Source organism: Janthinobacterium sp. RA13 (assembly GCF_000745325.1).
GTDB classification, from domain to species: domain Bacteria; phylum Pseudomonadota; class Gammaproteobacteria; order Burkholderiales; family Burkholderiaceae_D; genus Janthinobacterium; species Janthinobacterium rivuli.
Genome location: NZ_JQNP01000001.1, coordinates 2,358,344 through 2,384,046 on the forward strand (window position 1 = coordinate 2,358,344; position 25,703 = coordinate 2,384,046).

A 25,703-nucleotide genomic window follows, 5' to 3' on the forward strand; every position below is an offset into this window, starting at 1 on the left:
CTTCAGACAAAGGTATCGGCAAACATGGCGCAGGCCGAGCGCAGCGACAGCTGCTCCTGCTGCAGGCAGACGGAAAACCGGCGCAGCGCCGCCTCGTGTCCCAGCTGCTCCTCGACCCAGTCCAGCTGGTCGAAGACGATCAGCCGTTCGCTGCCGGCCTGCGGATCGATCAGCGCGCGCAAGCCATGCGGGTCGGCGCCGCAAAAGCCGATCACCAGCACGGGCGCCTCGTCGAGGTGGGAAAAGAACAGCGCCAGTTCGAAATCGGCCTGGCGCAGGAAAGGCGCGATCAGATGCAGCCAGAAGCTGGCCACCAGCTCGCGCAGCTGCGCGTCCTGCGGCAGCGGCAGCACCAGGCTTTTTTCCAGACGCGGCAAGCCGCTCTGGCGCACCGGCTGCAGCAGCAGGCCGAGGCCCAGCAGCAATTCGCGCACCGTCACCGGGAAGGCGGGCGAAGCGATCAGCGTTTGCAGGCCATGCACGGTCTGCGCCTGCAAAAAGGCGGCCAGCCGCGCCGCGTGATCCGGTGCGGCCGGTTCGACTTCGACCACATTGCCGGCCAGCGCCAGCAAGGCCGGCCCCGGTTCGGCGCTGGCCACGATGCCGTGCGACAGCTGCTCCACGCGCTGCCACAGGGGCGCGAGCGCCAGCGGGCTGCAGGCGACAAAGGCTTCGGCGTCATCGACTTCCAGCGCGCCCATGGCCATGAAAGGAAAGCGCCGCAGCGACTGGTCGTTGCTCGCTTCCAGGCGCCCGGCGATGGCGCGCCGGCTGCGCGTGCCGACAAAGGCAAAGCGCAGCGGCGGCAAGGCGTCGTAATTGAGCTTCCAGCGCGGTTCCACCGTCAGGGCCGTCATCACCTGCGCCAGCCAGTCGTCGAGCAGTTGCACCAGCGCGTGATTGTCGCAAGCCTTGATGAAATCGCCGCGCGCGGGGATCTTGCCAAAGTAACCGAGGCGCACCTGCTGTTGCGCGCGCATCATGGCGCCACTCCGGTCGCCGCAACTGCAGCGACGACTGGCACAGGCGCGCCCGGCATGCCAACGATGGTCTCGGGCAGCTGCATGCCGCGAAAACCCTGCTCCTGCAGTGCCGTGGCGGATCCCGCGCCCGAGGTTTCGGCGCTGCTGGTGATTTTCAGGTCGACCGCCACGGCCACCTCGCCGCGCGCCCAGCGCAGTTCGAACACGCCGCCCTCCTTGCGCTTTTTGCTCGCCGCGTCGATCATGCGCTTCAGGCCGAATTGCCCCGGCTCGTTGAACAGTTCCACCGTGCGCCCGTCGAAGGTGACGGCCGTGATGCGCGCGCCCTGGGCGCCCGCCGCGCCCTGCGGACCCGGATGCACCATGTTCGTCCACTGCGCCGGGGTATTGCGGTAGCGCAGCTGCTGGCCGTCGATCTCCACCGTGTATTCCAGGGTGCCGGGAGCGGGCGACGGCTGGATCTGGAAGACGGTTTGCGCCGCCGTCGAGGTGGCCGCCACACCGCCCGCGCCCAGGGGCGCGATCCAGCCGGGGAAACGCGCCACCACCTGCGGCGCCAGGCTGATGCCCATGTCGGCCCAGGTGCGCGGCGCCAGCACGTCGCCGCGCCGCACCACCAATGGTCCCATCGACGTCGTGACGAATTTCGCCACCAGTCCTTCCGGGCCGAAGAACTGGCCGATTTCCAGGTTGCTCGCCTCGATGCGCGCCGTGGGCGCGAACGGATATTTGTTGGCCAGCGATTTCTGGAACGGTTCATACACTTGCGCCGCCCAGGTCTTGTTGATATCGAGTTCGGCCGGCGCGACGATGACGGCAAAGGTCTGCATCAGCGGGCGCACGAGGATGGGACGAATCGCCTGCTTTTGCGCGTCGCTCATCCCCGTGAGCACCTGCTCGTCGACCAGCTTCAGGGCGTCGGCCAGCTCGGAACCGCTGCCCTCCAGGGTCTGCTGCATGAACTGGCGCGCGCCCGGTCCCGCGTCGCCCTGGTTCTTCAGCTGGTTCAGGCGGCTGCGCAGTTTCGACAGCGCTTCCAGATAGGCGCGCATCAGCGAGGCATTGTTGTCCCTGGCCGCCACCAGCTTGCCCACGCCGGCAAATTCGCGTCCCACGGGGCCCATGGGCTTGTCCAGGCGGGCCGGGTCGAGCTGCGCATTGACGCCGGGATTGGCCGTCAGCTGCGACGGCGCGCGGCGCAGCACGGTTTCCTTGAACCAGGCGATGAGGCCCCGTTCCGCCTTGCGCAATTGGGCGTTCTGCAGCGCCGGGTTGTCCCACGAGGTTTCCTCATAAATCGTCGTCAGCAGCTTGGCGATCGGCGACGACTGCGGGTCGCCCAGGCGGTTCATCGCCTGCACGGCGCCGTCAAAGCCTTTCAGGTCGGCGACGGCGACGCCCTGCACGAATTTCTGCCACTCGCGCGCATAGTCGGCCTTGTACATGGCCACCAGGTTTTTCTCGATCTGCTCCGGACTGCCCTCCAGGGTCAGGTCGTCGGTCGAGGCGCTTTTCAGCACCCAGTCGGCGCTTTGCAGCTCGCGGTTGGCGGCGTCGCGAAACGCGCCCTCGACGAACTTTTCCCAGGCCTGGCGCGTAAAGGCGCCCGAGACGGCGTAACTGCCCGCCAGCAGCGCCTGATCCTGCTCGCCGACGATGCGCGCCACCGTCATGCCGGGAAAACGCGTCGAGGCGCGCGCCTTGACGTCGGCATACACGCGCTCGCGCGCCGGCATGCCGCGCACCACGCGGCGCAGGTTCTCGCGCGCCTGGTCGACCAGCGCCAGCTTCTGCTCGATGCGCGGCCAGGACGGGTCGCCGATCTGTGCCAGGTAAAACGTCAGCAGCCGTTCGGCGCTGCGTATCATCTGTTCGCGCGGCATGGCGCCCCGGTTGCCCTCCAGCCAGGCGCGCCAGAAACGCGTCAGCTGGTCGTTCAGGTGACTGCTTTCCGCATGCGATTTATCGGCCAGCATCAGATAGGTTTTCAGCGCGTTGTATGCGTCTTCCACATTCGTCGCGCTGGCCGACTGGTACTGGACATTGCGTGGCGCAGAGGATGCGGCGGCTGGCGTCTGCGGCGTGCGCGCCGTGGGCTGCAGCTGGTCGGCGCTGGCGTTCATCTCGAACAGCAAGGCTTCCAGCGCGCCCGCCACGGGGGTCAGCATGACCTGGCGGGCGCCGGCGAAATATTCCTCGCGCAGCTTGCGTTCAAGCAGCTCTCCCTGGTACAGGCCCAGGCGCAATGACCAGGGCCGCCGCGTGCGGTACGCTTCCAGCTGCTCGATGCGGTCCTGCAATATTTCAAGCGCTTCCAGGCGCGACTGCAAGTCCAGGCGCCGCTCCTGCAGCTTCACCACTTTGGTTAAATCGGCCTCGACGTTGGCCACCAGTTGCCGGTTACCCAGGTAGGACCAGCTCCAGCCGCCCAGGCAGGCGCCCAGCGACACGGTGGCGGCAAAGAACACGGCATATTTGAAGCGCAGCCTGGCGCGGTTGGCATAGTTGGCCACCAGGTGCTTGTCGGCAAAAATCACCTTGCGGAACAGCTCCAGCAGGAAATAGCCATGCTGGCGCGCGCCCGTGGGCAGCACGGCCGGGGCCGGCGCGAAAGCCAGGTCGAAACGGCGCGCCACCTGCTGCGAGGAGGCGCTGACGGGCTCGCCTTCCTGCAGCGCGCTGGTAAAGTAAAAGCCGCGGAACACGGGCTGGAACTGGAACGGATTTTCCTCGAACAGGGTGGCAATAAAAGCGCGCAGGGCCGGCTTGATGGCGGCAAACTCCAGCGGAAAGGTGAACACGCCGGGCGCCATCGTCTTGCGCTGCCGGTGCGCCATATTGGCCAGGCTCAGCTCCGTCAAGCCATCGTGCAATTCATCGAAACTCTGGTCGAAAAACGCCAGCAAATCGGCCGTCGGTAGCTTGCGCTGGTAGGGCATGGTGGCGCCCCAGACGCGCTCACGCTCGCTGCGTTCGGCATCGGCGAAAAACTCCGTGAAGCCGGCGATCAGGTCCGCCTTGGTAAACACGATGTACAGGGGCGCGAACACTTCCAGGCGCTCGATGACGTCCTGCACGCGCTTGCGCAGGCTGCGCGCCAGTTGCATGCCGACATCAGGATCGCCGCCCAATTCGGCTATGCTGACGGCGATGAGGATGCCGTTGACGGGCGCCTTGCGCCGGTATTTTTTCAGCAGGTCGAGAAAGCCGAACCACTCGCCGCGATGCTCGTCGACGACGCAATAGCGCCCTGCCGTGTCGAGCACGATGCCGTCCGTGGTGAAAAACCAGTCGCAGTTGCGCGTGCCGCCCACGCCTTGCACGACCTTGCCGTCGGCGAAAGGGAATTGCAGGCCCGAATGCAGGATGGCGCTGCTCTTGCCGGCAGCCGGATTGCCGATGATCATGTACCACGGCAGTTCGTACAGGGCGGCGGCGCCCGACTTGAGGCCCAGCTTGGATGTCTTGATGGTCTCGATGGCGGCCAGCATGCCCGTGCGCACGGCGCCAAGTTCGCCCTGCTGGGTGCCGCTGGCCGTGGACGCCGAGGCCGCTTGCGCGGCGGCGATCTCGGCCTCGTTGAGGATGGCCTGGCCCAGCGCCTGCGCATCGCGCCGCGCGCGGCGCCGGCGCCACAGCCACAGGCCCAGCCAGGTAAGAAATACCAGCAGCAGCAAGGCCAGCGCCCAGATCAGCGCCACTTCGAGCACCTCGGCGCCCAGGTACAGGGACACGGCCAGCGCCACGAAACCAAGGATGGTCAGATTGCGGCTGTCGGTGAGGAAATGCCAGATTCTTCGCAGCATGATGAGCCCAGGGTGAGGTCGCAAAGCAGGAGGAACGCCGCCGCGCAGCGAGGCGGAGTCGGCCCATGCTGACAGCAATGCGGCACGCCTTTGTTGACATATGACAAGTACCAGGCGCCAGCGCACGGCAAGCGCCGGTGTGCCCTTGACGCTGCGCAAGCAAGCTTGCAGCGGTGAAAATCTAGCCGCCGCGCGGCGCTAGAATGGCTGGCGCGGCTTACTTGCCCAGCACGCGCGGTTGCGGCAATTCCGTGTGGCCAAAATCCATCATGGTCCAGCGTCCGCCCCAGCGCAGGCCCACCGATTCGGCCGTCACGCCATATAAACGGTAACCGCGCATGGCCCAGGCATTTTTTTCAGAAATGATGAGCTTTCCTTCATGCATGAATGCGCAATCGGCCGCCAGGCCATACTGGTGATAGCTTTGAAACGCCTTCGCGTTCGTCACGTTCGGGCCAGCCGCCGCCAGTTGATCCTGGCGCGCGGGGCTGCGATAGCCTTCCAGCAAGACCATGTCATAACCATGCACGTCTTTCATGATCTTGAAGACCAGCAGCAAACGCTGCGCGAAATCGTGGTCGAGCAATTGCCAGTTGCGGCTGGCGCCGCCCAACAGCGGACGCAGCTGCGTTACTTCCGCCGTGGAAAACAGCAGCGGCGGCAGGGTTGGCGGCGGCACCAGCTGCTCGCCTTTCAGCAGGTCGCTGACCTGGTCGTTGATGACGTGTTGCTGATCGGCATAGCCGCGCAGGGCGATGCGGTCGCTGGACAGCCAGGCCAGCAGCGGCGGCACGATGACCAGCACGCTGCCGGCCAGACTCAACCAGCGATGCCGCCACAGCAGCTGCCAGGCGCGCGCCATGCCCGAGCCCGTGTGCCGTTGCACGCGCTGCCACTGCGCGCCGCTGCCGCCCTTCAAATGCTGCGCGCGCCGCTGCACGCGCCAGCCCAGGTTGACGAGCGTGTGCAGCACGATGGCGCGGCCGCCGGGAAACAGCAGCAGCCAGCAGGCAAAACAGGCCAACAGGAAATACATCAGGACCAGGGCGACGAACATGGGGCGCTCCGTGACGGGAATCGGCGGGACCGGGCAATCCATTGCTCGGCGGTATCGCTAGATCGTAGGCGTCCGCGGCCCGCATGAGCGCGGTTTACATCAAGGTCAGTCGAATTTGATCCACTGCGGAGGTGATATTTTGTCTTTACTGAAAACCGGGGATGGCCAGGCGCGCGGTCCCAACCTGCTGAGCAAAGCCGGCGCCGCTGGTGCGCGCATCGAAGGCAAGGGCATCCTGTCGCAGCTCGAACATGGCATCGCCGCGCCCGCATCCATGCCGGCCCTGCGCTGGCGCCCCGGCTGGCGGCACTGGGCCGCTGGCGCGCTGTGCCTGGCGGTGCTGGTCTCGGCCGTACTCGCCTACGATACGGAGGTTCAGCCCCTGCCCCGGCCCCGGCCGCCGGCACCCGCCATCGCCATGGCTGCGCCCGCAATGCCGGCGCCAACGGTGCTGCAACACCCGGCACAGGCGGCCACCATCGTCAATACGGCGGCATCGTCCTTGCCCGAGGTGGCCGCCGCGAGCGCGCCGCGCAAAGCGCCGCCGCCCGTGCGCCAGGCGGCCGCGCGACCACAGGGGACAAGGCCGGCTGCCGCGCCCGGCGACAGCGACGTCACCCTGCTGACGGCGATGGTGGCCCATGCGCAACGGCAAGAAGGCACGACGACGCCCGTGCGCGACGTGGTGCTGCGCAGGCAGGAAGAAGAAACGGCAGAACTGTTGCAACGCTGTCAGCAGCTGGGCCTGATCGAAGGCATGCTGTGCCGCTCGCGCATCTGCTCGGGCCGCTGGGACAGCGATCCCGCCTGCCATTGATGAGCATTGACGAACCTCAGGCGCGCTCGGACACTTCGATCAGGTTGCGGTCCGGGTCGCGCAGATAGACAGAGCGGATGGGCCAATTGGCGCCCGTGCGGGCCACCGGTCCTTCCTCGATGGCAATGCCCAGCGCCGCCAGGTGGGCGATGAACACGTCGAGCGGCACGGCGGCGATGAAGCACAGATCCAGCGAGCCGGGCGTGGGCACGTCCGCCTTGGGCAGGAATTCCTTGCCGGCTTCATGCAGATTGATTTTTTGCGCGCCAAACTTGAAGGCATGACGGCCGGCACCAAACGTTTCCAGTTGCATGCCCAGCACGCGCGTATAGAAATCGATGCAGGCCGGCTTGTCGCGGGTGGTCAATACGAGGTGATCGAGGTGGTCTAGCATATATTTCTCGGGTGAGTGGCCGCGTCCATGCGGCCTTGCAAAAAACCTTCCATCAGCGCCAGCAATGCCTGCGGCTGCTCCTGGTGCGGCGTATGGCCGCATTGCTCGACCATGGCGGGCACGGCGTTAAGCGCCTGCGCCACGATCGTGTCGACCTGGGCCGCGCTGCCGTACTGGTCCTCGCTGCCCTGCAGCACCAGCGCCGGGCATTCGACGGAGGGCAACAGATACTCGATATTCCAGAACTGGAAGCCATAGCTGAGCCATGTATCCGACCAGGCCTTGAAGATGGTTTCCGTCTTGTCGCCATGGTATTTCGCCAGCGCGCGCAACTTGCCCGCGCCAAACGCCGCGTCCGCCACGCGGATGCCGTCAAGCGTGATGTCCTCGACAAACACGTGCGCCGCTTCGGTGATGATGCCGCGCAAACGCGGCTGCTGCTGCGCCGCATAAATCAGGGCGATGCTGCCGCCGTCCGAGTGGCCGACGAGAAAATGATCCTGTCCCGGCAACAGTGCGGCCAGCACCTGCGGCAGCTCACACAGCGCATAGTCGTGCAAGTAGTGGAGCTGGCGCCGCGCCGCCAGCGGCGACGACTGCCCATAGCCATGACGGTCATACAGCAAGCCGCGGCACCCTGTCGCCTGGCATAGCAGCGCGGGGAAATCTTTCCACATCGCACAGCAACCGAGTCCCTCGTGCAGGAATACCAGGCAGGGCTTGGCGGGGTCGCCTTCGATCAATTCGTAATAGATATCGGTTTCGGCACTCAGGTTCAGTATCGGCATGGGCTAGGCTCGCAACGGGTTCCGCATCGACAGGTCGGCTGGGCCTATTGTGCCATTGTCCTGCGCGGCATGCGTGGCGCCCCATAAAAATAGCCTGCGAGAAAAGATCCTGCCGCCTGCCTGCAAGGTGTTTGCGCCAGCACAAGCAAGCGCCGTTTTTCCGGTGGCGCCGCGCGCATTCGGCCCCTGTGTACGCCTAGAATGAATTACTCCAACAGCATGGAGCAGGCGGCTACCTTATCAGCCAGGACGTGACACTGGCCGTCACGGCAACAGATAGGGCGTCTTGCCGCACGACGACAGGCGCGGCGTCCAAACTATCGATCAGGAGTACATCATGGAAATGAAAGTAGAACATCGCACCGGCAGCAACCTGGCGCCGGAAACCACCGATCTGCCTCTGGAGCAGGACGGCCAAGCCGCGAAAGGCGCGGCCGCACAGGACCTGAACCTGAGCGCCGCCGCCTTCACCACCTACTACACGTGGACGGCCAATGGCGTGAATCCTTCGGTCAACTTCGCCAACGCCAACGTGAAAGCCAACTCGCGCGTGCTGCTCAACATCAGCGAGTATGCCGCGACGCCCCAGGACCGTTTCATCGGCGCCGCCCGCATGGCCGTGTACAACATCGCGCCCTATAACGGCGGCTTCCGTGCCTGGGTGGATATCTCGTGGGGCAGCCCGCTCAAGGTGCGTTTCGACGTGTTTGTCGATCCCTGATCCGGGAAACACTGCGCACGTCGCTGACGCACTGAAGCGATGACTGGCGTGAATGAGAAACCGTGCGCGCATGACAAAAGGGCCACGTGTTGCCACGTGGCCCTTTGCTGCTGCTTGTTCTGGCTCCCCGACCTGGACTCGAACCAGGGACCTGCGGATTAACAGTCCGTCGCTCTACCAACTGAGCTATCAGGGAAAGGAGGCCGAATTATATACGTCAAAATTTCTCGTGTCCAGTTGTTGCTGCATGGTTGCTGCATGGCCAGCAAAACAGGCCGCCAGCGGGCGAGCCTCGCAATGTGGCAGGGGCCGTCTGCGCGGCGCCACGCAAGATAGTAGAATAGCCAGGCCTTGCTGATATGCAAGGCGCATAACGGCATGCCGGCAGCGAGGCGTCAACCACGCCGCCGCGCGGACATGCGCTTGCAAGGTCACCTTGCCCCTGGCTTACTGCTCTCACCCGACATGACAGAATCAAGCGCAACCTTGGTGGACAAAGCCGGCAGCGGCGATAGCTCGGCGGAAATTGCCGAGCATATGGCGGCCGCCATCGTGGCGCGCCAATTGCCGCCTGGCACGCGGCTGCGCGAAGAGGCGCTGTGCCGGCTGTACGGCGTCAGCCGCACCAAGATCCGCGCCGCCCTGCTCATACTCTCGAAGGACAAACTCATACGCATGGTGCCCGACAAGGGCGCCTTCGTCAGCCAGCCGACCGAGGCGGAGGCGCGCGACATCTTTGCCGCGCGGCGCATCATCGAAGCGGCCCTGGCACGCGAGTTCGTCGCGCGGGCCAAAGCTGCCGACTACAGGATGCTGGAGCGCCACCTGAAAGCGGAACGCCTGGCGCTGGCGCAAGCGACGCCGCTGCGCTCGCAACTGCTGGGCGACTTCCACGTCTTGCTGGCCGATATCGCCGGCAACGCCGTGCTGCGCGACATCGTGCGCGAACTGGTGGGCCGCAGCTCGCTCATCACCATGCTGTACCAGTCCGGCCATGCTGCCGCCTGCTCGTGCGACGAGCATGGCCGCTTTCTCGAGGCGGCGCGCAGCGGCGACGCGGATCTTGCCGCGCGCCTGATGGTCGAACATCTGTCGCATGTAGAAGCGGCCTTGCGCTTCGACGGCAGCGCCGGCGACGCCAAGAAAGACCTGGTGGCGGCGCTGCTGATGTAGGCGGCGCCATCAAAAAAGGCCGCCGGTGTGGATGCACGGGCGGCCTTGTCGCATGCGGCGGCAAACGCGCTATTCGCCCACGCTACTCACCCAGGTAAATAAACTTGAACAGGAAGATGGCGGCGATGATGTAAGCCACCACGGATACCTGCTTGCCCTTGCCCGTCAACAGCTTCAAGACAGCATAGGTGATGAAACCGAACGCGACGCCGCTGGCCACGGAATAGGTAAACGGCATCATCAAGGCCGTGATGGCGGCGGGAATGCTTTCCGTGCTGTCATCCCAGTCGATGAAGGTCAGTTCGCGCAGCATCAGGCAGGCCACGTACAGCAGCGCGGGCGCCGTCGCGTACGGCGGCACCGTGTGTGCCAGCGGGGCGAAGAACAGGCTGCCCAGGAACAGCAGCGCGACGGCCACGGCCGTCAAGCCCGTGCGTCCGCCCGCTTGCACGCCGGCCGCGCTTTCGACGAAGGCCGTGGTGCTCGACGTGCCCAGGCAGGCGCCGGCGGCAATCGCCGTGCTGTCAGCCAGCAAGGCCTTGTTCATGCGCTCCATCTTGCCGTCTTTCAGCAAGCCCGCGCGGTTGGCCACGCCCATCAGGGTGCCCGTCGCGTCAAACAGTTCGACCAGGAAAAACACCAGCACGACGTTGACGATGCCGATCGACAGCGCGCCCATGATGTCGAGCTTGAACAGGGTCGGTTCGATGGCCGGCGGCGCCGAGACGATGCCGTTGAACTGGTTGCCGCCGAAGAAGAAGCTGGCAATCGTGATGGTGAGAATGCCGATCAGGATGGCGCCCGGCACTTTCAGGCGGTCCAGCGCGACGATGATGAAAAAGCCGAGAATGGCCAGGATGGGCGCCGCCTGGTGCAAGTCACCCAGGGCGATGATGGTGGCCGGGTTCGACACCACGATACCGGCGCTTTTCAGCGAAATGATCGCCAGGAACAGGCCGATACCGACCGTGATGGCCGTGCGCAGCGCGGGCGGAATGCTGTTGATGATCATCTCGCGCACCTTGAACAGGCTCACCAGGATGAACAGGCAGCCGGAAATGAAGACGGCGCCCAGCGCCACTTCCCAACTCATGCCCATGCCCTTGACCACCGTGTACGAAAAGTACGCATTCAAGCCCATCCCCGGCGCCAGCGCGATCGGGTAGTTCGCGTACAGGCCCATGATCAGGGTGCCGATGGCGGCCGCCAGGCAGGTGGCAACGAAAACGGAGTCTTTCGGCATGCCCGCGTCGCCGAGGATGGACGGGTTGACGAAGATGATGTAGGCCATCGTCAGGAACGTGGTCAGGCCAGCCAGCAGCTCCGTGCGCACATTGGTTCCGTTGTCCTTCAGTTTGAAATAGCGTTCCAGGAACTGCATGATTAACCCCTTGTATTGGTAAAACCGCGCGCCTGGTCTTGGCCAAGACGCATCTTTTTTTCTTGCAATAACCAGTTATTTGGTCGGTGCGCCGGCCGGCTTGAAGGCCCACCAGCGGCTGCCCGCGAAATTCCAGACCAGCCCGATGCCCGTCGCCAACACCTGCGCCAGCCAGTAATACCAGCCCAACTGGTGTACCAGCAGCCACATCAGGCCTGTATTGATGCACCAGCCGATGCCCAGCAAGGTGAAATATTTACTTGCCGCCTCGCCATGGCCCTTGTCGCTTTTAAACGTGAAAAAGTAATTGAGGAGGTAGTTGACGACGGAACCGAGGATGTAGCCGATGCCGGACGCGGCGGCGGCGCTGATGCCGGCCCATTCCACGCCGCCCCACAGCACGCTGTATTGCACGGCCGTGCCGGAAGCGCCGACGGCGGCGAAACGTAAAAATTGGTGATGCAGGGAATGGGACATTGTCAATTTTAAAATAAGGCGAACACACTCGCCAGGATAGTGCCAGAATAAAAAATGGCTACGATTGCTCGTAACCATTTTTCAGCCTGCATTTTACTGCAAGTTGCGCCCAACGTTCATATTCGCCGCCGTTTCAGCGTTCATCCTCTGCGCTGGCGGCGCCGGCGCAGCCACACAAACAGCGCGATCAGCAGCAAGATGCCCACGATGCCGCCCGGCAGCATGAACGGCTGAGCACGTGCCAGCACGGGTTTCTCGCCGCCGCTGCGCGCCTGCGCCACATACGCGGGCGTGACGGACACATCCGGGTTGCCATACTGTTTCAGCACATAATTGGCAATCGAAGCGATCTGCTCGTCCGTCAAGGGTTGCACGTAGGAACGCTGGTCGAAACGGGGCATAAACGCTTCGTGCTCCTCCCCTTCGATCTTGCGCTCGACGCCAAACAGGATGGCCGACACCAGGTTGGCCGGCGTGCTGCCGCCCGTCGCCGTGTTCTTGAACAGGGCCGGATACGCCTGGCCCGTGCTGCCGGCGCCGCTGGCCGAATGGCAGCTGGCGCAATAGCCGGAAAACAGCACGGCACCGCTGTTCAGTGAATGATGCTCGGTGGAACTGGCCATGCCCCGCAGCAGCGGTTCTTCGCTGGCGGCGCTGCCATGGCTGAAGGCAGCCTTCGTCTGGCCCGGCGCGCGCACGGGCGGTACCGTGCGCAGCCAGGCCACGATGGCGGCCACGTCGTCATCGCGCAGGAACTGCAGGCTGTTCTGGATGGCTTCGGCCATGCCGCCCGCCGCCTGCCCCTTGCCTTCCACGTGGCCCGTCTTCAGGTAAGCCGTGAGTTCCGCATCCGTCCAGGCGCCGATACCGCTGACCTTGTCGGACGTGATGTTCGGCGCATGCCAGGAACCGAGCGAGGCACCGGCCAGGGTCTTGCTCCCGATTTCCGCCATCAGCGCGTTGCGCGGCGTGTGGCAGGCGCTGCAGTGCGCCAGGCCTTCGGCCAAATAAGCGCCCCGGTTGATCTGCGCGCTCTTCGCCGCGTCCGGCACGAAGCGCTTATTGTCGAGGAACAAGGTGTTCCAGCCCAGCATGGACAGGCGCACATTGAACGGGAACGGCAACGCCGTCTGGCGCGCCGGCGCATCGACAGGCTTGACGGCCTGCATGAAGTAGTAATACAGGTCGCCCACGTCCGCATCCGTCAGCTGCGCATAGCTGGTGTAAGGCATGGCCGGATACAGGTGGCTGCCATCGGCGCGCACGCCTTCGCGCAAGGCGCGCGCAAAGTCGGCTTCCGTGTAATGGCCGATACCGCCTGTTTTCGATGGCGTGATATTCGTCGCGTAGATCGTGCCCAGCGGCGAGTCGATGGCGTAGCCGCCCGCATACGGCTTGCCGCCCGCTGCCGTATGGCACGCCATGCAGTCGGCGGCGATGGCCAGGTAGCGGCCCCGCTCCAGACGCGCATCGGGCTTGGCGGCCACGGGCGCGGCCGGGCGGTCCGGCGTCAGGGTGACGGGCGGAACAGATGGCACAGCGTGCGCGGCCAGCGGCAAGCCGGCCGCCAGGGTCAGCGTCAGCAAGAGGCGGCGCATCATGCGGCCTCCCTTGCCAGGGTGCGGGCGATGTCGTCTGCCGCGCGCAAACCGAGCGCGGCCATGCTGAGGGTGGTGTTGACGACGCTGGCCGACGGCATGGCGCCGCCGCCGGGCAGCCACAGGTTGGCATGATCGTGGGCGCGGCAATTGCCGTCGACCACGGAGTCAAGGCGATTCGAACCCATGATGACGCCGCCCATGATGTGGTTATTCGCGTTCAGGCTGTCGGTGATGTGGAATTCCACGGCGCCGAACAGCTTGCCGATGTGCTTGAGCTGCGCATGCGCGGCCTTCGCGCCATCGCGCACATAATCGCCCACGTCGTAGTAAATGTCGGGACAGGACAGGCCCAACGGATCCTTGCGCGTCTTGCTCAGGGTCAGGCGGTTATGCGCTTCGGGCAGCGGCTCCAGGCTGATCGACAAGTCCACGCCAAACGCGGCGCGGCGGCGGATTTCATCATCGAGATCCTTGCCCACCAGGCCCAGCTTCAACGATTGCTGCGTCGCCGGTCCGACACGCGTGATGTTATTCAGGATCATCTTGTTGGCCGAATACTGCGCGCGGAAAGCGCCGTCGCGCGGTCCCACCAAGCAGCTGCTTTGCGCCGGGCCACGGCCCGTCCAGATCGGCTCATTGGCGAGGAAAGTACAGTGGAAACCCGAGTGGTCCATCATGTTGCGGCCCACCTGATCCGAACTGTTGGCGATGCCGTTCGGATTGTTCTGATTGGCCGCCAACAGCAGCAAACGCGGTGTTTCGATGCCGTTGCAGGCAATCACGAAAGCCTTGCCGGTCGCCATGTGCGACTGTTTCTTGGCGTCATACCAGTGCACGGCGGTGACTCTGTTGTTGTGGTCCGTGTCGATGCGGTAGACGACGGCCTCGGCCAGCACGCCGGCGCCCTTCAGCTCGGCCCGTTCCACGTGGTGGATGCCGTTGTACATGGCGCCGATGGGGCAAATCGGCTGGCAATTGTTATTGCCGCAGCAGGTAGGGCGGCCCTGCCACGGACGCGTCGAACGGCCTTGCGGAATCGGCACGGAGCGGTAGCCGTGCGGGTTGACCACTTCGGCGAAGCGTTTGTCGCCATAACCCCAGGGCACCATGTCCATCGGATACGGGGCGCTGCGTTCGCTCGGCGATTGCAGGGCGGGATCATTGGGGCCGGCCACGCCCATTTCCTGCTCGGCGCGGCAATAGTACGGTTCCAGCTCATCGTAGGAAATGGACCAGTCGCGCCCTACCCCGTAATCGCTCTTCATGCGCATATCGGACGGCAAATGGCGCCAGCACGACGCGGCCCAGTGCCAGGTCGTGCCGCCCACCGTGCGCAGATAGCCCTGCTGGAAACTGCTGCCGTTGGGACCGGATACTTCCACGTAGTTATTCTTCGGGAAATACAAGGGTGCGGGCGCGTTTTCCGCCTGGGGATACAGGCCCTGGAAGTCGGAACCGACGCGGTTTTCGAACGGCATGTTGCGCCAGTTTTCCACGGCCTGGCCGCGCTCGATGCGCAAACCCGCTTCCAGCATGATCACGGAGTGACCCTGCGCGGCCAGCTGGTCGGCCATCATGGCGCCGACGACGCCCGTGCCGACGATGATGACATCGGCGACGACGTCGCCATTACTCTTGAATTGGGGTGATTTCATTTTGCTTGCTTGCCTTTAGTTTCGGGGGTGCCGGTGGTGGCCGGGGCCGGTACGGGTTTCGGTTCCACGGGTGCGGAAACGCGCACGGCCGGCGGCGCCTTCAGCCACCACAGGGGGCCGTAATTGCAATAGGTCGGCACGACCTGGCCATCGGCCACCGTGCGGTACATCAAGGCCTCGGCGTAGGCGACAACGATGGACTTCGTGCCCTGCGCCGCGTTGCCGGCGACGGTGCCCGTGTACCAGGCGGCAACGATGGCCAGCGCCAGTTCGCGCAGGCCGGCATCGGCGGCGCTGGCGGCCGCCAGCAGGGCTTTCGCTTCCTGGCCCGTGACGAGCAGCGCGCCCAGCTGCGGCAAGCGCTCGGCGAAGCCGGGCACGTTCGTACGCATGGCTTGCTCGATGCGCGCCGCCGTCGCGGCGGACAAATCGCGATGGCCCGTGATGGTTTGCGACAAGGTGTAGAACAGCATGGTGGCGGACGCCAGGCCCGTCGCCGGCGCGCTGGCCGGCGCCTGCATGGCGGCCGACAGGGGATTGCTCCAGAAACCAGCCTGCGCCAGCAAGGCGGCCAGGCCGATCAGGGCGTGTCGGCGGCTGATACGGGGAAGGGGTGAAGCGGATGTTGCAGATGGTTCAGTGCCTGGATGGTTCATGAGACTCCCGCAAGACTTGTTGTTTTATTGACTTCGATGATTGCGCCACATTGCATTTGCGCATATATGGAACCGGTTCCATAATTATCCTACAGAACTGAATTATTTGCTGATGGAGTATGACTACCGGAAGTCTGGCTTGGGCAATGCCTGCGTGAATGCGGGCGTTTCGCGCAGGGAAAATACCAGTCCCGGCTGGCTGCCCAGGCGGTACTGAAAATCGAGCACGCTGCCGCCAGCCAGACTTGGCTTGCCCGGCAAAGCCAGTGGCAGGTTCAGGCTGCACGCATGGTCGCCCAGAACGATGTCGCCATGCACGCGGATGCGCGTGAGCAAGCGCGGCGCCCCTTCCAGCACGTCGGGCAGGCGGATGCTGGCGGCGGGCAGCGTGTCGCCCGGCTCACCCTGCCAGGCGCGCAAGGCGTCCACATCAAGGATAAATACGCGGCCCCAGTCCGTGCACGGCTCGCCAGGGCTGCGCCGGTCCAGGCCCAGGTGCACCGTGACGGCCGCCGGCAGCAGCGCCGCCGCAGGCGCTTGCGCGTGCAGGTTGCGCAGGATGGCCACCTGCGGCTCCTTGCCCAGCGCCGTATTCATGGTTTCACTGACGATCACGTCCGGCATGGCGCCGGCAGGCATTTGATAGGCGGCCGCGTCGGCGCAAAGGTATTCGGCGACGTGGCTGTCGAGGCCCAGGGCGGCGATCAGCTCGCGCGCATACGCCAGGGTTTCCGCATGCACGTCGAGGATGGCGAACTGCACTTCGCTGGCGTCCAGCACGGCCATCACCGGCAAGGCCAGCAAGGCAAACGGGCCGCAGCCCGCATACAGCACGCGCACGGGCCGCCCACCGCTCACAGCCAGACGCTCGCGCACGGCCAGCGCCAGGCCCTGGATGAAGGCGGCGCTGCGGTAGGGCTCGCGCGCGCACAGTCCCGCCTGCACGGGCGAGATGGCCCAGCCGCTGGGTAGAAAACTCTCGCCATCGCGCAAGCCGTCCTGCCGGTCCATGGCCAGGCCCGAATGGCGCTCGACGAGCTGGCGCAGCTGCACCGTTTCGCCGACCAGGCTGGCCAGGGAACGCCGCGGATCGCACAGCGCGGCCGCGATGGCAGCCAGTTCCGTACGCGCCGAAGTCACGCGCAACTCCACGCATCACTCCACGGATAAGGCAGGATAAAGACAGAATGCATGGCGGCTTCCTTGAAATGATTGCAAGTACGCGGAAAAATTGGCAGCATAGCAAATAAATATACGCCTGCGCATTTGCCACCACCTGCCGGAGCACCGATGCACGACTTGCCGCTTTCCGCCCCCTACCAGTTGCGCCTCCAGCGCGACGACGACGATGGCTTTGCCGCCGCGCTGTACAGTTCCACGCGCGACGACCTGCGCCAGATGCCGGCCGATCCCGCCGTCATCGAACAGCTGATCGCCATGCAGCAGCGCATGCAAAGCCACGGTTACCGACAGGCGTATCCGCACGCCGTGTACCTGGTGCTGCTGCACGGCGACACGCCCATCGGCCGTCTGATCCTCGACCGCCAGAATCAGGTGCTGCACCTGGTCGACATCGCCATCCTGCCCGCCGCGCAGGGCCAGGGTGCCGGCAGCGCCGTGCTGCGCGGCCTGCAGGCGCAAGCGAGCGCGCAGCAATGCCGGATCCACCTTGCCGTCAACAAAAGCAACACGGCAGCGCGCGCCCTGTACCAGCGGCTGGGCTTTCGATTGCGCGGCGAAAACGACGTCCAGGAGCAGCTGGAATGGAGTGCGCCATAGTGCCGGCGCCGAAGCCGCCCAGCACCTGGCTGCGACTGCCGCTGCGCTTCGACGTGGCGCGCATGCAGCGCGACAGCGACCAGTTCGCCACCGGCGAGTGGATAAGCCATTTCAATACGGGCGCCTATGAAAACGGCTGGAGCTGCGTGCCGCTGCGCTCGGCAGGCGGCCAGGCCGGCGATATCATGCCCGTCGACGGCGCCGCCTATGCCGCCACGCCGCAACTGGCGCGCTGCCCCGGCCTGCGCGAAGTGCTCGCCAGCTTCGCCTGCGAAATCCGCGCCGTGCGCCTGATGGCTCTGGCGCCAGGCGCCGTCATCCGCGCCCACCGCGACGCCGGCACGTCGCTGGCCGATGGCCTGGTCCGCATCCACATTCCCATCCATACTTCGCCCCAAGTGCTGTTCCGCATCGACGGCGAGATCGTCCACTTTGCGGCCGGCCACGCCTGGTACATGGACGCCAGCTGCCTGCACGCGGTGTACAACCAGGGCGCGGCGCCGCGCATCCACCTCGTGCTCGACTGCGTCACCAATGTCTGGCTCGAAGCGCTGTTCGCTTCGGCCGGCTTCGTGCCGAAAGCGGCCCCGAAATATGGCGACCCCAGCATCAACGACGGCAATGTGCGGGCCGTCATCGCCCAGCTGCGGCTATCGCCCTCACCTGCCAGCCTGGCGCTGGCCAGCGAATTGGCCGCGCTGGCCGACGGGAGCGCGCCATGAGCGCCGCGCCGGGCCTGGCGCAGCAGGAACGCTGGCTGGCCAAGGGGAAGTCGGTGGCATGGCACGAAGGCATGGACTTGCGCGGCTGGTATCCGCTGTACGTGGAGCGCGGCGAAACATTGGCGGACGCTGCCATGTGCTGGCGCGACCTGGGGAAAACGGCTTTCAGCGACGCCTTCTTTGTCAATACCCTGGCGCGCCAGCCGCATGAGGAGCGCCGCGTCTGCCGCACGCCGCTGGCGGCGCTGGCCACGGTGGCCACGCTGGGCGATGGCCTGGCACCCGACGCCTTCATCTTCCACATCTCGCGCTGCGGCTCAACCCTGCTGAGCCAGCTGCTGGCGTCCCTGCCGCAATGCATCGTCATGTCCGAGCCGCCCGTGATCGATTCGCTGCTGCGCCTGCATCACGATGGCATGGCGGGCAACGACAGCATCGCCCTGCTGCGCCAGGCCATCCTGGCCCTGGGACAGCGCCGCTCAGGGGACGAGACGCATTTCATCATCAAGTTCGACTGCTGGCACATCCACAGCCTGGACTTGCTGCGGCAAGCGTTTCCCGGCACGCCCTGCCTGTTCGTCTACCGCGAACCGCTGGCCGTGCTGGCCTCGCACCAGCGCCAGCGCGGCCCGCAAATGGTGCCCGGCATGCTGCACCCGGCACAGCTGCCGCTGCCCGCGCACCAGCTGGAACCCGGCGAACTCGATGGCTATACGGGCCTCGTGCTGGCCAGCCTGTTCGACGCCGCCCTGCCCCATGCGGCCGCTGGCCAGCTGCAGTTAATTCACTACAAGCAATTGCCCGACATCCTCTTCAGCGATGTATTGGCCCGCTTCGGCATCACCGCCACGCCGGCACAGCTGCAAGCGATGCGCGCGCGCGGCGGCGTGCATGCGAAATACGGCACGGCTTACCACGGCGATCCGCCAGTGACCACGACAAGCGGCCTGGCCGCCATCGCCGCGCAAGTGCAACCGAGTTATCTGGCGCTGGAAACATTGCGCACAGGGTAATACTCACAGCGCAGCGGCATTGTCCTCGCGCCACTTGCGCACCATCTCGTTGCTGATTTCGCGTTCATAGCAAATAGGGGCGTAACCGCCCTTCCGGCTCCATGCGCTGCGCGCCCCGCAAGCGCTGCCATTTTTGGCGGCATTGTAGGGACAGGGGCAGCGGCCCGGATAGGCGGCAATCGACTCGGCGATGATCTGCTGTTTGACCTTCGCTTCGGCTGGCGCCTGGCGTCCCTGGCCGCCGGCAAGGGGCGCATAGGCCGTGCCGGCGGCCAGCATCAGCACCAGGGTCCAGAGATTCTTCATAGGAAAGGTTCTTTTCATCCACAGGCAGTAAACAGACTCTGCAAGTATGGCAGATGCTTTTCGACAAATCTGCGTGAAATGTCACGCACGCCATGGCCGCAACGCAAAAAGCCCAACCGTGAAGGCTGGGCTTTTCGATACTGCTGATGTTCTGGCTCCCCGACCTGGACTCGAACCAGGGACCTGCGGACTAATAGAACGAGGCTCTGGGAAACCTATGGGTAGAAAGTCGAAGAAACGTAACGGATTTCTGCCCCCTTGCTACTGTCGCACTCCAGAACCGCCCCAATACCGAGGCAGCATGGTTCCACCAGAGTCGCCATCACAAAAAGTTGAATTAAATCAAAGCATTACCGCTTCCAAACACCGAACAGCGACCGAGAGGGCAAAAGCATAGTGATTATTGCAATGATACATCCTTCTCCTACCTCTAACGCATTATGTACTCATATTGTCGTAATCGTTTTCGGCAAATAGCTATCTCATCAACGGAGAACAATGGATGCCATTTTGGAGTATCGTAAATCAATGCCTCCACCGTCAAATCTAGTCTTTTACGCTCCCACAACGCGGTATATCCATCAGAAATATTAGGCGAATGCAGAAGCCTCCTCGCGGTTTCCAATCCACCATGATCAAACAACATGTTCAGAAATATGGATGCTTTATAGCCTGCATCTGATAAAGCGCGATGATAAATTCCATGCATTGCCTCATCAAATTCGGCTATAAGTTTTTTATCTACTTCCATCAAAGTCTCCTGTGGGCTATTCATCGTTCAACAGCATTCTTGGCGGTTGCAAAAAACAATCCAGTCTACACTCCTCAGACCAAGGTTTTATTCTTTCGTTACGTGCCTCATTCGTAGATGATTGAGGAGGTAGTCAGGGCCAAGCGCTTGCGGGGAAATTACCCACCCGGATAGCTTCATGACCACCGGTCACCAAGCGCTCCACCCATTCTCGAACTTTTTCCTCTGTAGTGCTATACGCACCGGCAAGGTCAAACAAGGTGTTCTGACATTCTGCGAGTCCCGTAGGCGTAGGGCGTACCCGCCAGTGACCTGATCGAGCCGGCCTTTGCTAGTCCAATGGTTGACGGCATTTGTACTGTCCGCCAGAAGAAAGTAAAAGACTTATGTTCATAGGCCGCGTAGACAGCTGAGAGTTATTCTGTGCAACGCGAAATACCGCAATTGTAAGCGCTCGCATCTCTTCATTGCGGCTCCCAGTCAAGCCCATGGCTCTGATGAATTCGTTGCTTGTTGGATATTGCAGTGCTGAGAAGAGCGTATTTTGATTAGCAACACTAATAATATGCGTTATGCTCGAAGTTTCCTTCCTCAATTTTTCACTCAATTAACACTATGAAATTCGCTGACTGAAGTTATCTGTTCACACCAATATCGGAAGGGGTACGCCAACATGGCGGAGCTGACGGTGGGTTTGGCGCAGTACTTCGCGCTCTACAACGCGGAGTGCCCGCACAAGGCGCTGGGCTATCAAACGCCCAGCCATGTCTACAGCACCGGGGTTGGCGGCGGCGCACTAATCGTCGACAGGTTTGGCGACGATGATGAGACGCAGCAGGAAAAGAGCAGTACGGGGCAGTGCCGAGCAGCTGACGAGGAGGGAATGGGCACAGCTTAAATTAGCCGGCAAAGTTTCTTGACTGACGGGGCCACTTTACACCCCATCCCTCTCACGCAGCGGCCTCGCCATGGCCCGCTCTGCGCAAACAAACGGGGCCCTGAAACGCAAAAAACCCAACCTAGCAAGGGCTGGGCTCTAGATATTACAAAAATTCTGGCTCCCCGACCTGAACTCGAACCAGGGACCTGTGGATTAACAGTTCGAGAACTGAAGTTGGGTATACACTCCAGAGTTACAATATGGCAATTACGGAAAATGGAGCTCTTTCAGCATGACCTATAATGCACGCAGCGAAAACATCAACGACAAGCTCCTTACCCGCAAATGGCTGGATGAACATCCCAAAGCAGCGGCTCAGTTTGAGCATGTTTTGAATAAGCTTAGACCTCACTACACTGGAGATAACCAGGGTTATATCGACAAGCCAGAGTACCGATTCAATGATGTAGCTACCGGCGGCTACATCATTGTCAAAGCGCAAGTTAGTCGCGTCGTTGTAGTTCTTGAGCCTGGCTTATCCAATAGAGAGGAATTCAAGGTAAACCCAACAACGTTTAACGTCGATGTTCAAAAGCTGCTAACCGACCTTGCCGCACGCAAGCCTAAAAACTTTGACTGGTCGAAAGGCTCTGTTATTGATCCTGATCATGAAATCGAAGAGGCAGGACCACCCGACGAACTACAGCAGCGCGCAATAAAGATTCGACGCGGACAAAAGAAATTTAGAGACTCCCTGCTGGTAGCATATAGCAAATCATGTGCAATCTCTGGTTGCAAGATTGTCGAAATATTAGAAGCTGCCCATATTAAGCCTCATGCAAATAAGCCCAATTACAGCGTGACAAATGGCTTGCTACTAAGAGCAGACCTTCATACTTTATTTGATTTGGGCTTGCTCGCAGTTGATGCCCGGCTACGGGTTCGGCTCGCACCGGCCCTTCTTTCTTCAGAGTATAAAAATCTAGAGGGAAAGGAGCTGCGACAGCCTTTGTCCAAAATGCCAAACAAAGAAGCCTTGGAGGAACGTTATCGCGATTTTCAAGCAAAGCACCTTCAACACTCGTACAAACTGCCGCCCGGCGCCACGTGAGTCATTCCAAAGGGTAGGCCATCCCATTCCTCCAACAGCTTCACCCCAGGCCGCTATGCGTAAATAGACGAGCTCCCCGCCTTGAGGCCTCACCCACTCCAGCCTGTTGCGTCGGTGCGGTAGCGCTGCCCTGTGTCCAGGCCAACATCAAGAGCCCGTAGGCTGCCTCCCTGCGCCAACGGAAGCCAGCCCTAGGGTGTAGGTGATCCCAACAGCCCAACGGGCCCACCTTGGACCGCTATGCGCATATAAACCAGCCGGAAACGCAAAAAGCCCAACCGTGAAGGCTGGGCTTTGTGCTGCTGCTTGTTCTGGCTCCCCGACCTGGACTCGAACCAGGGACCTGCGGATTAACAGTCCGTCGCTCTACCAACTGAGCTATCAGGGAAAAGAGGCCGCATTCTATAGGGCAAATTTTCAGTTGTCCAGATTTACGCCAAAAAATTTATGCGCGGCGCCGCTCAGCCCGGACTTTCCCTGGGCTGATAGTCAAATACCAGCACCCGTCCCAGCCATGGCTTGAGCAGATCGACAAAGGCCAGGTGGGCCGGATGGGCCAGGTACACGTCGCGCGCGCTGGCGCCATCGAAGGTCAAGGTAAAGCAATCGGTAAAGCCGTCATCGAGGCCTTCCGGGCTGACGTTCGGCCCCCATTCGAATTGCAGCACGCCGGGAATACGGTGTTTAAGCTGGGAAAACTCATGGACCAGCTCGGCATGCTTGGCCGGTGTGATGTCCTCGAGAAAATCACACAGGACGATATGGCGCAACGGGATAGAACAGGACATGGTGGCAGCTCTCCTATGGGGTTGCATTCAGGATAGCGCAAAACGAAAAAGCACACAGGCAGCGGCCCGCCACACCGCACATATTTTCTATATGTAACATGTTATTCGGATAATATCGTTCATGGACACCCCCTACCTCAGGCAACCATCCATCTCAGACTATGACAAAGCTACTGGCAGTGCTATTCATCACCTTGATGCCATTTTCCGCATGCAAAGCGCAAGCGCTTGCCATCGACACGCTGCTGACACCGGACATCGGCGGCATCAAGCAGTTTGTGGAAATCAAAACAGATGACTCAAAAAAACCTGTTCTGCTCTTCTTATCGGGCGGGCCGGGAAGTTCGATGATGAAGAATGCGGATGCCTTTACCGCCATCCTGAAAAACAGATTTACGCTGGTGCAATGGGATCAGCGCGATGCGGGAAAAACCCTGAAACTGAATCCGTCGCCTAGCCAGCCTTCCGTCGCGCAGATGGAACAGGACACCTACCAGGTCATCACGTTTCTGCAAAAAGAGCTCAAGCAGGAAAAAATATACTTGCTGGGCAGCTCCTGGGGCAATGTGCTCGGTTTTCATATCGTCGAGCAGCATCCGGAACTGCTGCACGCGTATTTCGCCGTCAATCCCGTCATCAGCCAGCTGGCCAGCGAAAAGGAATTACTGAAAACCTTGAAAGTGCATTTCAAGGACAATGCCGTCGCCAGCCAGGAACTGGGAAGCATCACTTTCCCGTTTACCAGTGACGAAAGCATGTTTTATCTAAGGAAATGGCTTTTTTACAAGGATGGCAAGGAATTTGCGACGAGCGAGGGCTTCAAGACGGGTTTTCTTCAATGGTCGAAAACCTGGTCGCCAGTCTGGAACGAAGTCATGAACATTGATCTGCCCAAGACCTTGCAGAGCGTTGACTGCCCCGTGTATTTCTTCGTCGGCAAGAACGACATCCAGACCTCCACTCGCATCACGCAAGACTATTTTGAGCAGTTGCAGGCGCCAAGGAAGGGGCTGTTTTTATTTGAACAGTCGGGACATCAGATACACCAGGATGAACCGGAAAAATTCCAGCGATCGATCATCGGGACCCTGCCCGCGCCAATCGCGTCGCGCTGAAATGCAAAAAGCCCAACCGGTAAAGGCTGGGCTTTTTGCTACTACATGTTCTGGCTCCCCGACCTGGACTCGAACCAGGGACCTGCGGATTAACAGTCCGTCGCTCTACCAACTGAGCTATCAGGGAAAAGAGGCCGTATTATATAGGCCAAACCTGGCGCTGTCCAGATTTCCATAGGGAAAATCTTATCTTGCGGCAAGCTATGCGCCGGCGCCGCAAAAACAAAAAAGGCCACGTTTTTCAACGTGGCCTTTCGAATTCTGGCTCCCCGACCTGGACTCGAACCAGGGACCTGCGGATTAACAGTCCGTCGCTCTACCAACTGAGCTATCAGGGAAAAGAGGCAATATTATATGTCGCTTGTTCCATATTTGCAAGACTGATACTGCATCGCCACAAACACGGCCATCGCCGACTTTCTACCACCATCAGCGCCGCACTTGCATGCAGCGCCGAAGAAGCAAGATATTAAAGTACTTTGGCGATCGCGTCAATGACGATGTCGATATTGCGCGAATTCAATGCTGCCACGCAGATACGGCCCGTGTCGACGGCGTAAATCGATTGCTCGCGCAAGGACGCCACCTGTTCCTTGGTGAGGCCCGAGTACGAGAACATGCCGATTTGCTGGCGCACGAATTCGAAGTCGTGGGCTGGCGCCTTGGCTTTCAGCTTTTCCACGAAGGCATTGCGCATTTCGCGGATGCGCACGCGCATGCCGGCCAGTTCCTCTTCCCACAGCTGGCGCAGTTCCGGCGTGGCCAGAACGGTGGCGACCACCTTGCCGCCATGTGTAGGCGGGTTCGAGTAGTTGGTGCGCACGACGCGCTTCAGCTGCGACAGCAGGCGTGCCGCTTCATCGGCGCTCGATGCGACGACGCTCAGGGCGCCCACGCGCTCGCCGTACAGCGAGAACGATTTCGAAAACGAGTTCGATACCAGCAGCGGGCCGCCCGCGTCGGCGAAGCGGCGCACCACGGCGCCGTCTTCGGCGATGCCGTTGGCGAAGCCTTGATACGCCATGTCCAGGAACGGCACCAGGCCGCGCGAGGTCACGACGCTGATGATCTGATCCCACTGGGCCACGCTCAGGTCGGCGCCGGTCGGGTTGTGGCAGCAGGCGTGCAGCACGACGATGGAGCCGGCTGGCATGGCGTTCAGGCTGGCCAGCATGCCGTCGAAGTTCACGCCATGGGTGGCGGCATCGTAGTAGGCGTAGTTATTCACGACAAAACCGGCGTTTTCAAACAGCGCGCGGTGGTTTTCCCAGCTTGGGTCGCTGATGTAGACTTGCGCGCCCGGCGCGAAGCGCTGCAGGAAGTCGGCACCGATCTTCAGTGCACCCGTGCCGCCGATGGCTTGCACGGTGACGGCGCGGCGCTCTTGAATTACGGCGCTGTCGGCGCCAAATACGAGTTCTTGCACAGCCTTGTCGTAGGCAGCGAGGCCTTCGATCGGCAGATAGGTGCGTGGCGCCGCCTGTTCGATCAGGATGGCTTCCGCCTTGCGTACGCAAGCTAACAGAGGCACTTTACCGTTGTCGTCATAATAGACGCCAACGCCCAGATTGATTTTGGCGGGATTCTGGTCCGCGTTAAATGCTTCGGTGATGCCCAGGATCGGGTCGCGTGGGGCCATCTCGATGGCGCTAAACAGACTGGCAGAAACAGTTGGGTTCGTCATGATAAGATTGGATTCGATTGGAAGCAGGTTCACAGCGGAGTTGTA

At 62.2% G+C, this 25,703-nt stretch carries 23 protein-coding genes, 4 tRNA genes and 1 pseudogene; 9 read left to right on the forward strand and 19 right to left on the reverse strand.

Annotated features, from left to right (window positions below):
- Window positions 1-2: 2 nt before the first annotated feature.
- The 3 genes from tagF to FG13_RS10390 form a co-directional block, all read right to left on the reverse strand.
- Window positions 3-983 carry a type VI secretion system-associated protein TagF gene (gene tagF / locus FG13_RS10380; RefSeq protein ID WP_035820637.1) on the reverse strand — a complete coding sequence of 327 codons (981 nt, stop codon included), beginning with the start codon at window positions 981-983 and terminating at the stop codon, window positions 3-5.
- Entirely contained in the window at window positions 980-4,789 is a 3,810-nt protein-coding gene (gene tssM / locus FG13_RS10385; RefSeq protein ID WP_152598732.1) for a type VI secretion system membrane subunit TssM, read from the reverse strand. The genes tagF and tssM overlap by 4 nt, the downstream gene beginning before the upstream one ends.
- A gap of 217 nt (window positions 4,790-5,006) precedes the next feature.
- Window positions 5,007-5,846 (reverse strand): M15 family metallopeptidase, encoded by an 840-nt coding sequence (locus FG13_RS10390; RefSeq protein WP_035820639.1) that lies wholly within the window; start codon window positions 5,844-5,846, stop codon window positions 5,007-5,009.
- A 139-nt stretch (window positions 5,847-5,985) separates the two neighbouring features.
- Between FG13_RS10390 and FG13_RS10395 the strand changes: the two genes are divergently transcribed.
- Window positions 5,986-6,663 (forward strand): hypothetical protein, encoded by a 678-nt coding sequence (locus FG13_RS10395; protein ID WP_051958873.1) that lies wholly within the window; start codon window positions 5,986-5,988, stop codon window positions 6,661-6,663.
- 16 nt (window positions 6,664-6,679) lie between these two features.
- Here FG13_RS10395 and FG13_RS10400 read toward each other — a convergent pair whose 3' ends face one another.
- Both FG13_RS10400 and FG13_RS10405 read right to left on the reverse strand, forming a co-directional pair.
- Complete coding sequence (locus tag FG13_RS10400; RefSeq protein ID WP_035820641.1) at window positions 6,680-7,057, reverse strand: VOC family protein; 378 nt, start codon at window positions 7,055-7,057, stop codon at window positions 6,680-6,682.
- Entirely contained in the window at window positions 7,051-7,845 is a 795-nt protein-coding gene (locus tag FG13_RS10405; protein WP_035820643.1) for an alpha/beta fold hydrolase, read from the reverse strand. The genes FG13_RS10400 and FG13_RS10405 overlap by 7 nt, the downstream gene beginning before the upstream one ends.
- Before the next feature lie 337 nt (window positions 7,846-8,182).
- Between FG13_RS10405 and FG13_RS10410 the strand changes: the two genes are divergently transcribed.
- On the forward strand, window positions 8,183-8,566 hold the full coding sequence (locus FG13_RS10410; protein ID WP_233516153.1) for a hypothetical protein: 384 nt from the start codon (window positions 8,183-8,185) through the stop codon (window positions 8,564-8,566).
- A gap of 120 nt (window positions 8,567-8,686) precedes the next feature.
- On the opposite strand, the gene FG13_RS10415 is transcribed toward FG13_RS10410, so the two are convergent.
- Window positions 8,687-8,762: transfer RNA gene (locus FG13_RS10415), tRNA-Asn, on the reverse strand.
- 269 nt (window positions 8,763-9,031) lie between these two features.
- Between FG13_RS10415 and FG13_RS10420 the strand changes: the two genes are divergently transcribed.
- Window positions 9,032-9,739, forward strand: coding sequence for a GntR family transcriptional regulator (locus FG13_RS10420; RefSeq protein ID WP_051958875.1), 708 nt, complete (start codon window positions 9,032-9,034; stop codon window positions 9,737-9,739).
- 82 nt (window positions 9,740-9,821) lie between these two features.
- On the opposite strand, the gene FG13_RS10425 is transcribed toward FG13_RS10420, so the two are convergent.
- The 6 genes from FG13_RS10425 to FG13_RS10450 form a co-directional block, all read right to left on the reverse strand.
- The gene (locus tag FG13_RS10425; RefSeq protein ID WP_035820652.1) at window positions 9,822-11,120 is read right to left on the reverse strand and encodes an NCS2 family permease; all 1,299 of its coding nucleotides are present in this window, start codon (window positions 11,118-11,120) and stop codon (window positions 9,822-9,824) included.
- A 75-nt stretch (window positions 11,121-11,195) separates the two neighbouring features.
- Complete coding sequence (locus FG13_RS10430) at window positions 11,196-11,597, reverse strand: GtrA family protein (RefSeq protein WP_035820654.1); 402 nt, start codon at window positions 11,595-11,597, stop codon at window positions 11,196-11,198.
- A gap of 140 nt (window positions 11,598-11,737) precedes the next feature.
- Window positions 11,738-13,198 (reverse strand): c-type cytochrome, encoded by a 1,461-nt coding sequence (locus FG13_RS10435; protein WP_327062292.1) that lies wholly within the window; start codon window positions 13,196-13,198, stop codon window positions 11,738-11,740.
- Window positions 13,195-14,853 carry a GMC family oxidoreductase gene (locus FG13_RS10440; RefSeq protein ID WP_035820656.1) on the reverse strand — a complete coding sequence of 553 codons (1,659 nt, stop codon included), beginning with the start codon at window positions 14,851-14,853 and terminating at the stop codon, window positions 13,195-13,197. The genes FG13_RS10435 and FG13_RS10440 overlap by 4 nt, the downstream gene beginning before the upstream one ends.
- On the reverse strand, window positions 14,850-15,509 hold the full coding sequence (locus FG13_RS10445; protein ID WP_035820658.1) for a sugar dehydrogenase complex small subunit: 660 nt from the start codon (window positions 15,507-15,509) through the stop codon (window positions 14,850-14,852). The genes FG13_RS10440 and FG13_RS10445 overlap by 4 nt, the downstream gene beginning before the upstream one ends.
- 123 nt (window positions 15,510-15,632) lie before the next feature.
- On the reverse strand, window positions 15,633-16,649 hold the full coding sequence (locus FG13_RS10450; RefSeq protein ID WP_152598733.1) for a hypothetical protein: 1,017 nt from the start codon (window positions 16,647-16,649) through the stop codon (window positions 15,633-15,635).
- A gap of 150 nt (window positions 16,650-16,799) precedes the next feature.
- Here FG13_RS10450 and FG13_RS10455 point away from each other — a divergent pair, with 150 nt between their 5' ends.
- Genes FG13_RS10455 through FG13_RS10465 form a run of 3 tightly spaced genes read left to right on the forward strand, consistent with a single transcriptional unit; the run spans window position 16,800 to window position 19,023 of the window.
- Window positions 16,800-17,288 carry a GNAT family N-acetyltransferase gene (locus FG13_RS10455; protein ID WP_035820660.1) on the forward strand — a complete coding sequence of 163 codons (489 nt, stop codon included), beginning with the start codon at window positions 16,800-16,802 and terminating at the stop codon, window positions 17,286-17,288.
- A complete protein-coding gene (locus FG13_RS10460) occupies window positions 17,273-18,010 on the forward strand; it encodes an aspartyl/asparaginyl beta-hydroxylase domain-containing protein (protein WP_035820662.1) in 738 nt (245 codons plus the stop codon). The genes FG13_RS10455 and FG13_RS10460 overlap by 16 nt, the downstream gene beginning before the upstream one ends.
- The gene (locus FG13_RS10465; protein WP_051958878.1) at window positions 18,007-19,023 is read left to right on the forward strand and encodes a sulfotransferase family protein; all 1,017 of its coding nucleotides are present in this window, start codon (window positions 18,007-18,009) and stop codon (window positions 19,021-19,023) included. The genes FG13_RS10460 and FG13_RS10465 overlap by 4 nt, the downstream gene beginning before the upstream one ends.
- 3 nt (window positions 19,024-19,026) lie before the next feature.
- Here the strand turns inward: FG13_RS10465 and FG13_RS10470 are convergent, their stop codons facing one another.
- Together FG13_RS10470 and FG13_RS29395 are read right to left on the reverse strand one after the other, a co-directional pair.
- The gene (locus FG13_RS10470; protein WP_035820664.1) at window positions 19,027-19,329 is read right to left on the reverse strand and encodes a hypothetical protein; all 303 of its coding nucleotides are present in this window, start codon (window positions 19,327-19,329) and stop codon (window positions 19,027-19,029) included.
- Window positions 19,330-19,759: 430 nt separating this feature from the next.
- Window positions 19,760-20,080: a hypothetical protein gene (locus FG13_RS29395; protein WP_200880267.1), complete on the reverse strand. Its 321-nt coding sequence runs from the start codon at window positions 20,078-20,080 to the stop codon at window positions 19,760-19,762.
- A gap of 652 nt (window positions 20,081-20,732) precedes the next feature.
- Between FG13_RS29395 and FG13_RS10475 the strand changes: the two are divergent.
- Both FG13_RS10475 and FG13_RS29400 read left to right on the forward strand, forming a co-directional pair.
- Window positions 20,733-20,978: pseudogene (locus FG13_RS10475) on the forward strand (integrase core domain-containing protein); the annotation flags it as partial.
- A gap of 274 nt (window positions 20,979-21,252) precedes the next feature.
- The gene (locus FG13_RS29400; protein ID WP_081922525.1) at window positions 21,253-22,071 is read left to right on the forward strand and encodes an HNH endonuclease; all 819 of its coding nucleotides are present in this window, start codon (window positions 21,253-21,255) and stop codon (window positions 22,069-22,071) included.
- Between the two features lie 312 nt (window positions 22,072-22,383).
- On the opposite strand, the gene FG13_RS10485 is transcribed toward FG13_RS29400, so the two are convergent.
- Both FG13_RS10485 and FG13_RS10490 read right to left on the reverse strand, forming a co-directional pair.
- Window positions 22,384-22,459 (reverse strand) — tRNA-Asn (locus FG13_RS10485).
- Window positions 22,460-22,532: 73 nt separating this feature from the next.
- Complete coding sequence (locus FG13_RS10490; protein ID WP_035820671.1) at window positions 22,533-22,859, reverse strand: Dabb family protein; 327 nt, start codon at window positions 22,857-22,859, stop codon at window positions 22,533-22,535.
- 197 nt (window positions 22,860-23,056) lie between these two features.
- Here FG13_RS10490 and FG13_RS10495 point away from each other — a divergent pair, with 197 nt between their 5' ends.
- Window positions 23,057-23,974 carry an alpha/beta fold hydrolase gene (locus FG13_RS10495; protein WP_268747012.1) on the forward strand — a complete coding sequence of 306 codons (918 nt, stop codon included), beginning with the start codon at window positions 23,057-23,059 and terminating at the stop codon, window positions 23,972-23,974.
- Window positions 23,975-24,025: 51 nt separating this feature from the next.
- On the opposite strand, the gene FG13_RS10500 is transcribed toward FG13_RS10495, so the two are convergent.
- The 3 genes from FG13_RS10500 to FG13_RS10510 all read right to left on the reverse strand — a co-directional run bounded on the left by FG13_RS10500 (window position 24,026) and on the right by FG13_RS10510 (window position 25,658).
- Window positions 24,026-24,101: transfer RNA gene (locus FG13_RS10500), tRNA-Asn, on the reverse strand.
- 135 nt (window positions 24,102-24,236) lie between these two features.
- A tRNA-Asn gene (locus tag FG13_RS10505) sits at window positions 24,237-24,312 on the reverse strand.
- Between the two features lie 131 nt (window positions 24,313-24,443).
- Window positions 24,444-25,658: an amino acid aminotransferase gene (locus FG13_RS10510; RefSeq protein ID WP_200880268.1), complete on the reverse strand. Its 1,215-nt coding sequence runs from the start codon at window positions 25,656-25,658 to the stop codon at window positions 24,444-24,446.
- Window positions 25,659-25,703: the final 45 nt, after the last annotated feature.

Excerpts from the sequence above, each read along its gene's own strand:
- FG13_RS10455 (WP_035820660.1), top strand. The coding sequence starts at position 16,800 with ATGCACGACTTGCCGCTTTCCGCCCCCTACCAGTTGCGCCTCCAGCGC.
- FG13_RS29395 (WP_200880267.1), bottom strand. The coding sequence starts at position 20,080 with ATGGAAGTAGATAAAAAACTTATAGCCGAATTTGATGAGGCAATGCAT.
- FG13_RS10410 (WP_233516153.1), top strand. The coding sequence starts at position 8,183 with ATGGAAATGAAAGTAGAACATCGCACCGGCAGCAACCTGGCGCCGGAA.
- FG13_RS10460 (WP_035820662.1), top strand. The coding sequence starts at position 17,273 with ATGGAGTGCGCCATAGTGCCGGCGCCGAAGCCGCCCAGCACCTGGCTG.
- FG13_RS10430 (WP_035820654.1), bottom strand. The coding sequence starts at position 11,597 with ATGTCCCATTCCCTGCATCACCAATTTTTACGTTTCGCCGCCGTCGGC.
- FG13_RS29400 (WP_081922525.1), top strand. The coding sequence starts at position 21,253 with ATGACCTATAATGCACGCAGCGAAAACATCAACGACAAGCTCCTTACC.
- FG13_RS10495 (WP_268747012.1), top strand. The coding sequence starts at position 23,057 with ATGCCATTTTCCGCATGCAAAGCGCAAGCGCTTGCCATCGACACGCTG.
- FG13_RS10420 (WP_051958875.1), top strand. The coding sequence starts at position 9,032 with ATGACAGAATCAAGCGCAACCTTGGTGGACAAAGCCGGCAGCGGCGAT.
- FG13_RS10490 (WP_035820671.1), bottom strand. The coding sequence starts at position 22,859 with ATGTCCTGTTCTATCCCGTTGCGCCATATCGTCCTGTGTGATTTTCTC.
- FG13_RS10425 (WP_035820652.1), bottom strand. The coding sequence starts at position 11,120 with ATGCAGTTCCTGGAACGCTATTTCAAACTGAAGGACAACGGAACCAAT.
- FG13_RS10440 (WP_035820656.1), bottom strand. The coding sequence starts at position 14,853 with ATGAAATCACCCCAATTCAAGAGTAATGGCGACGTCGTCGCCGATGTC.
- FG13_RS10510 (WP_200880268.1), bottom strand. The coding sequence starts at position 25,658 with ATGACGAACCCAACTGTTTCTGCCAGTCTGTTTAGCGCCATCGAGATG.
- FG13_RS10405 (WP_035820643.1), bottom strand. The coding sequence starts at position 7,845 with ATGCCGATACTGAACCTGAGTGCCGAAACCGATATCTATTACGAATTG.
- FG13_RS10435 (WP_327062292.1), bottom strand. The coding sequence starts at position 13,198 with ATGATGCGCCGCCTCTTGCTGACGCTGACCCTGGCGGCCGGCTTGCCG.
- FG13_RS10465 (WP_051958878.1), top strand. The coding sequence starts at position 18,007 with ATGAGCGCCGCGCCGGGCCTGGCGCAGCAGGAACGCTGGCTGGCCAAG.
- FG13_RS10445 (WP_035820658.1), bottom strand. The coding sequence starts at position 15,509 with ATGAACCATCCAGGCACTGAACCATCTGCAACATCCGCTTCACCCCTT.
- FG13_RS10400 (WP_035820641.1), bottom strand. The coding sequence starts at position 7,057 with ATGCTAGACCACCTCGATCACCTCGTATTGACCACCCGCGACAAGCCG.
- tagF (WP_035820637.1), bottom strand. The coding sequence starts at position 983 with ATGATGCGCGCGCAACAGCAGGTGCGCCTCGGTTACTTTGGCAAGATC.
- FG13_RS10390 (WP_035820639.1), bottom strand. The coding sequence starts at position 5,846 with ATGTTCGTCGCCCTGGTCCTGATGTATTTCCTGTTGGCCTGTTTTGCC.
- FG13_RS10470 (WP_035820664.1), bottom strand. The coding sequence starts at position 19,329 with ATGAAGAATCTCTGGACCCTGGTGCTGATGCTGGCCGCCGGCACGGCC.
- tssM (WP_152598732.1), bottom strand. The coding sequence starts at position 4,789 with ATGCTGCGAAGAATCTGGCATTTCCTCACCGACAGCCGCAATCTGACC.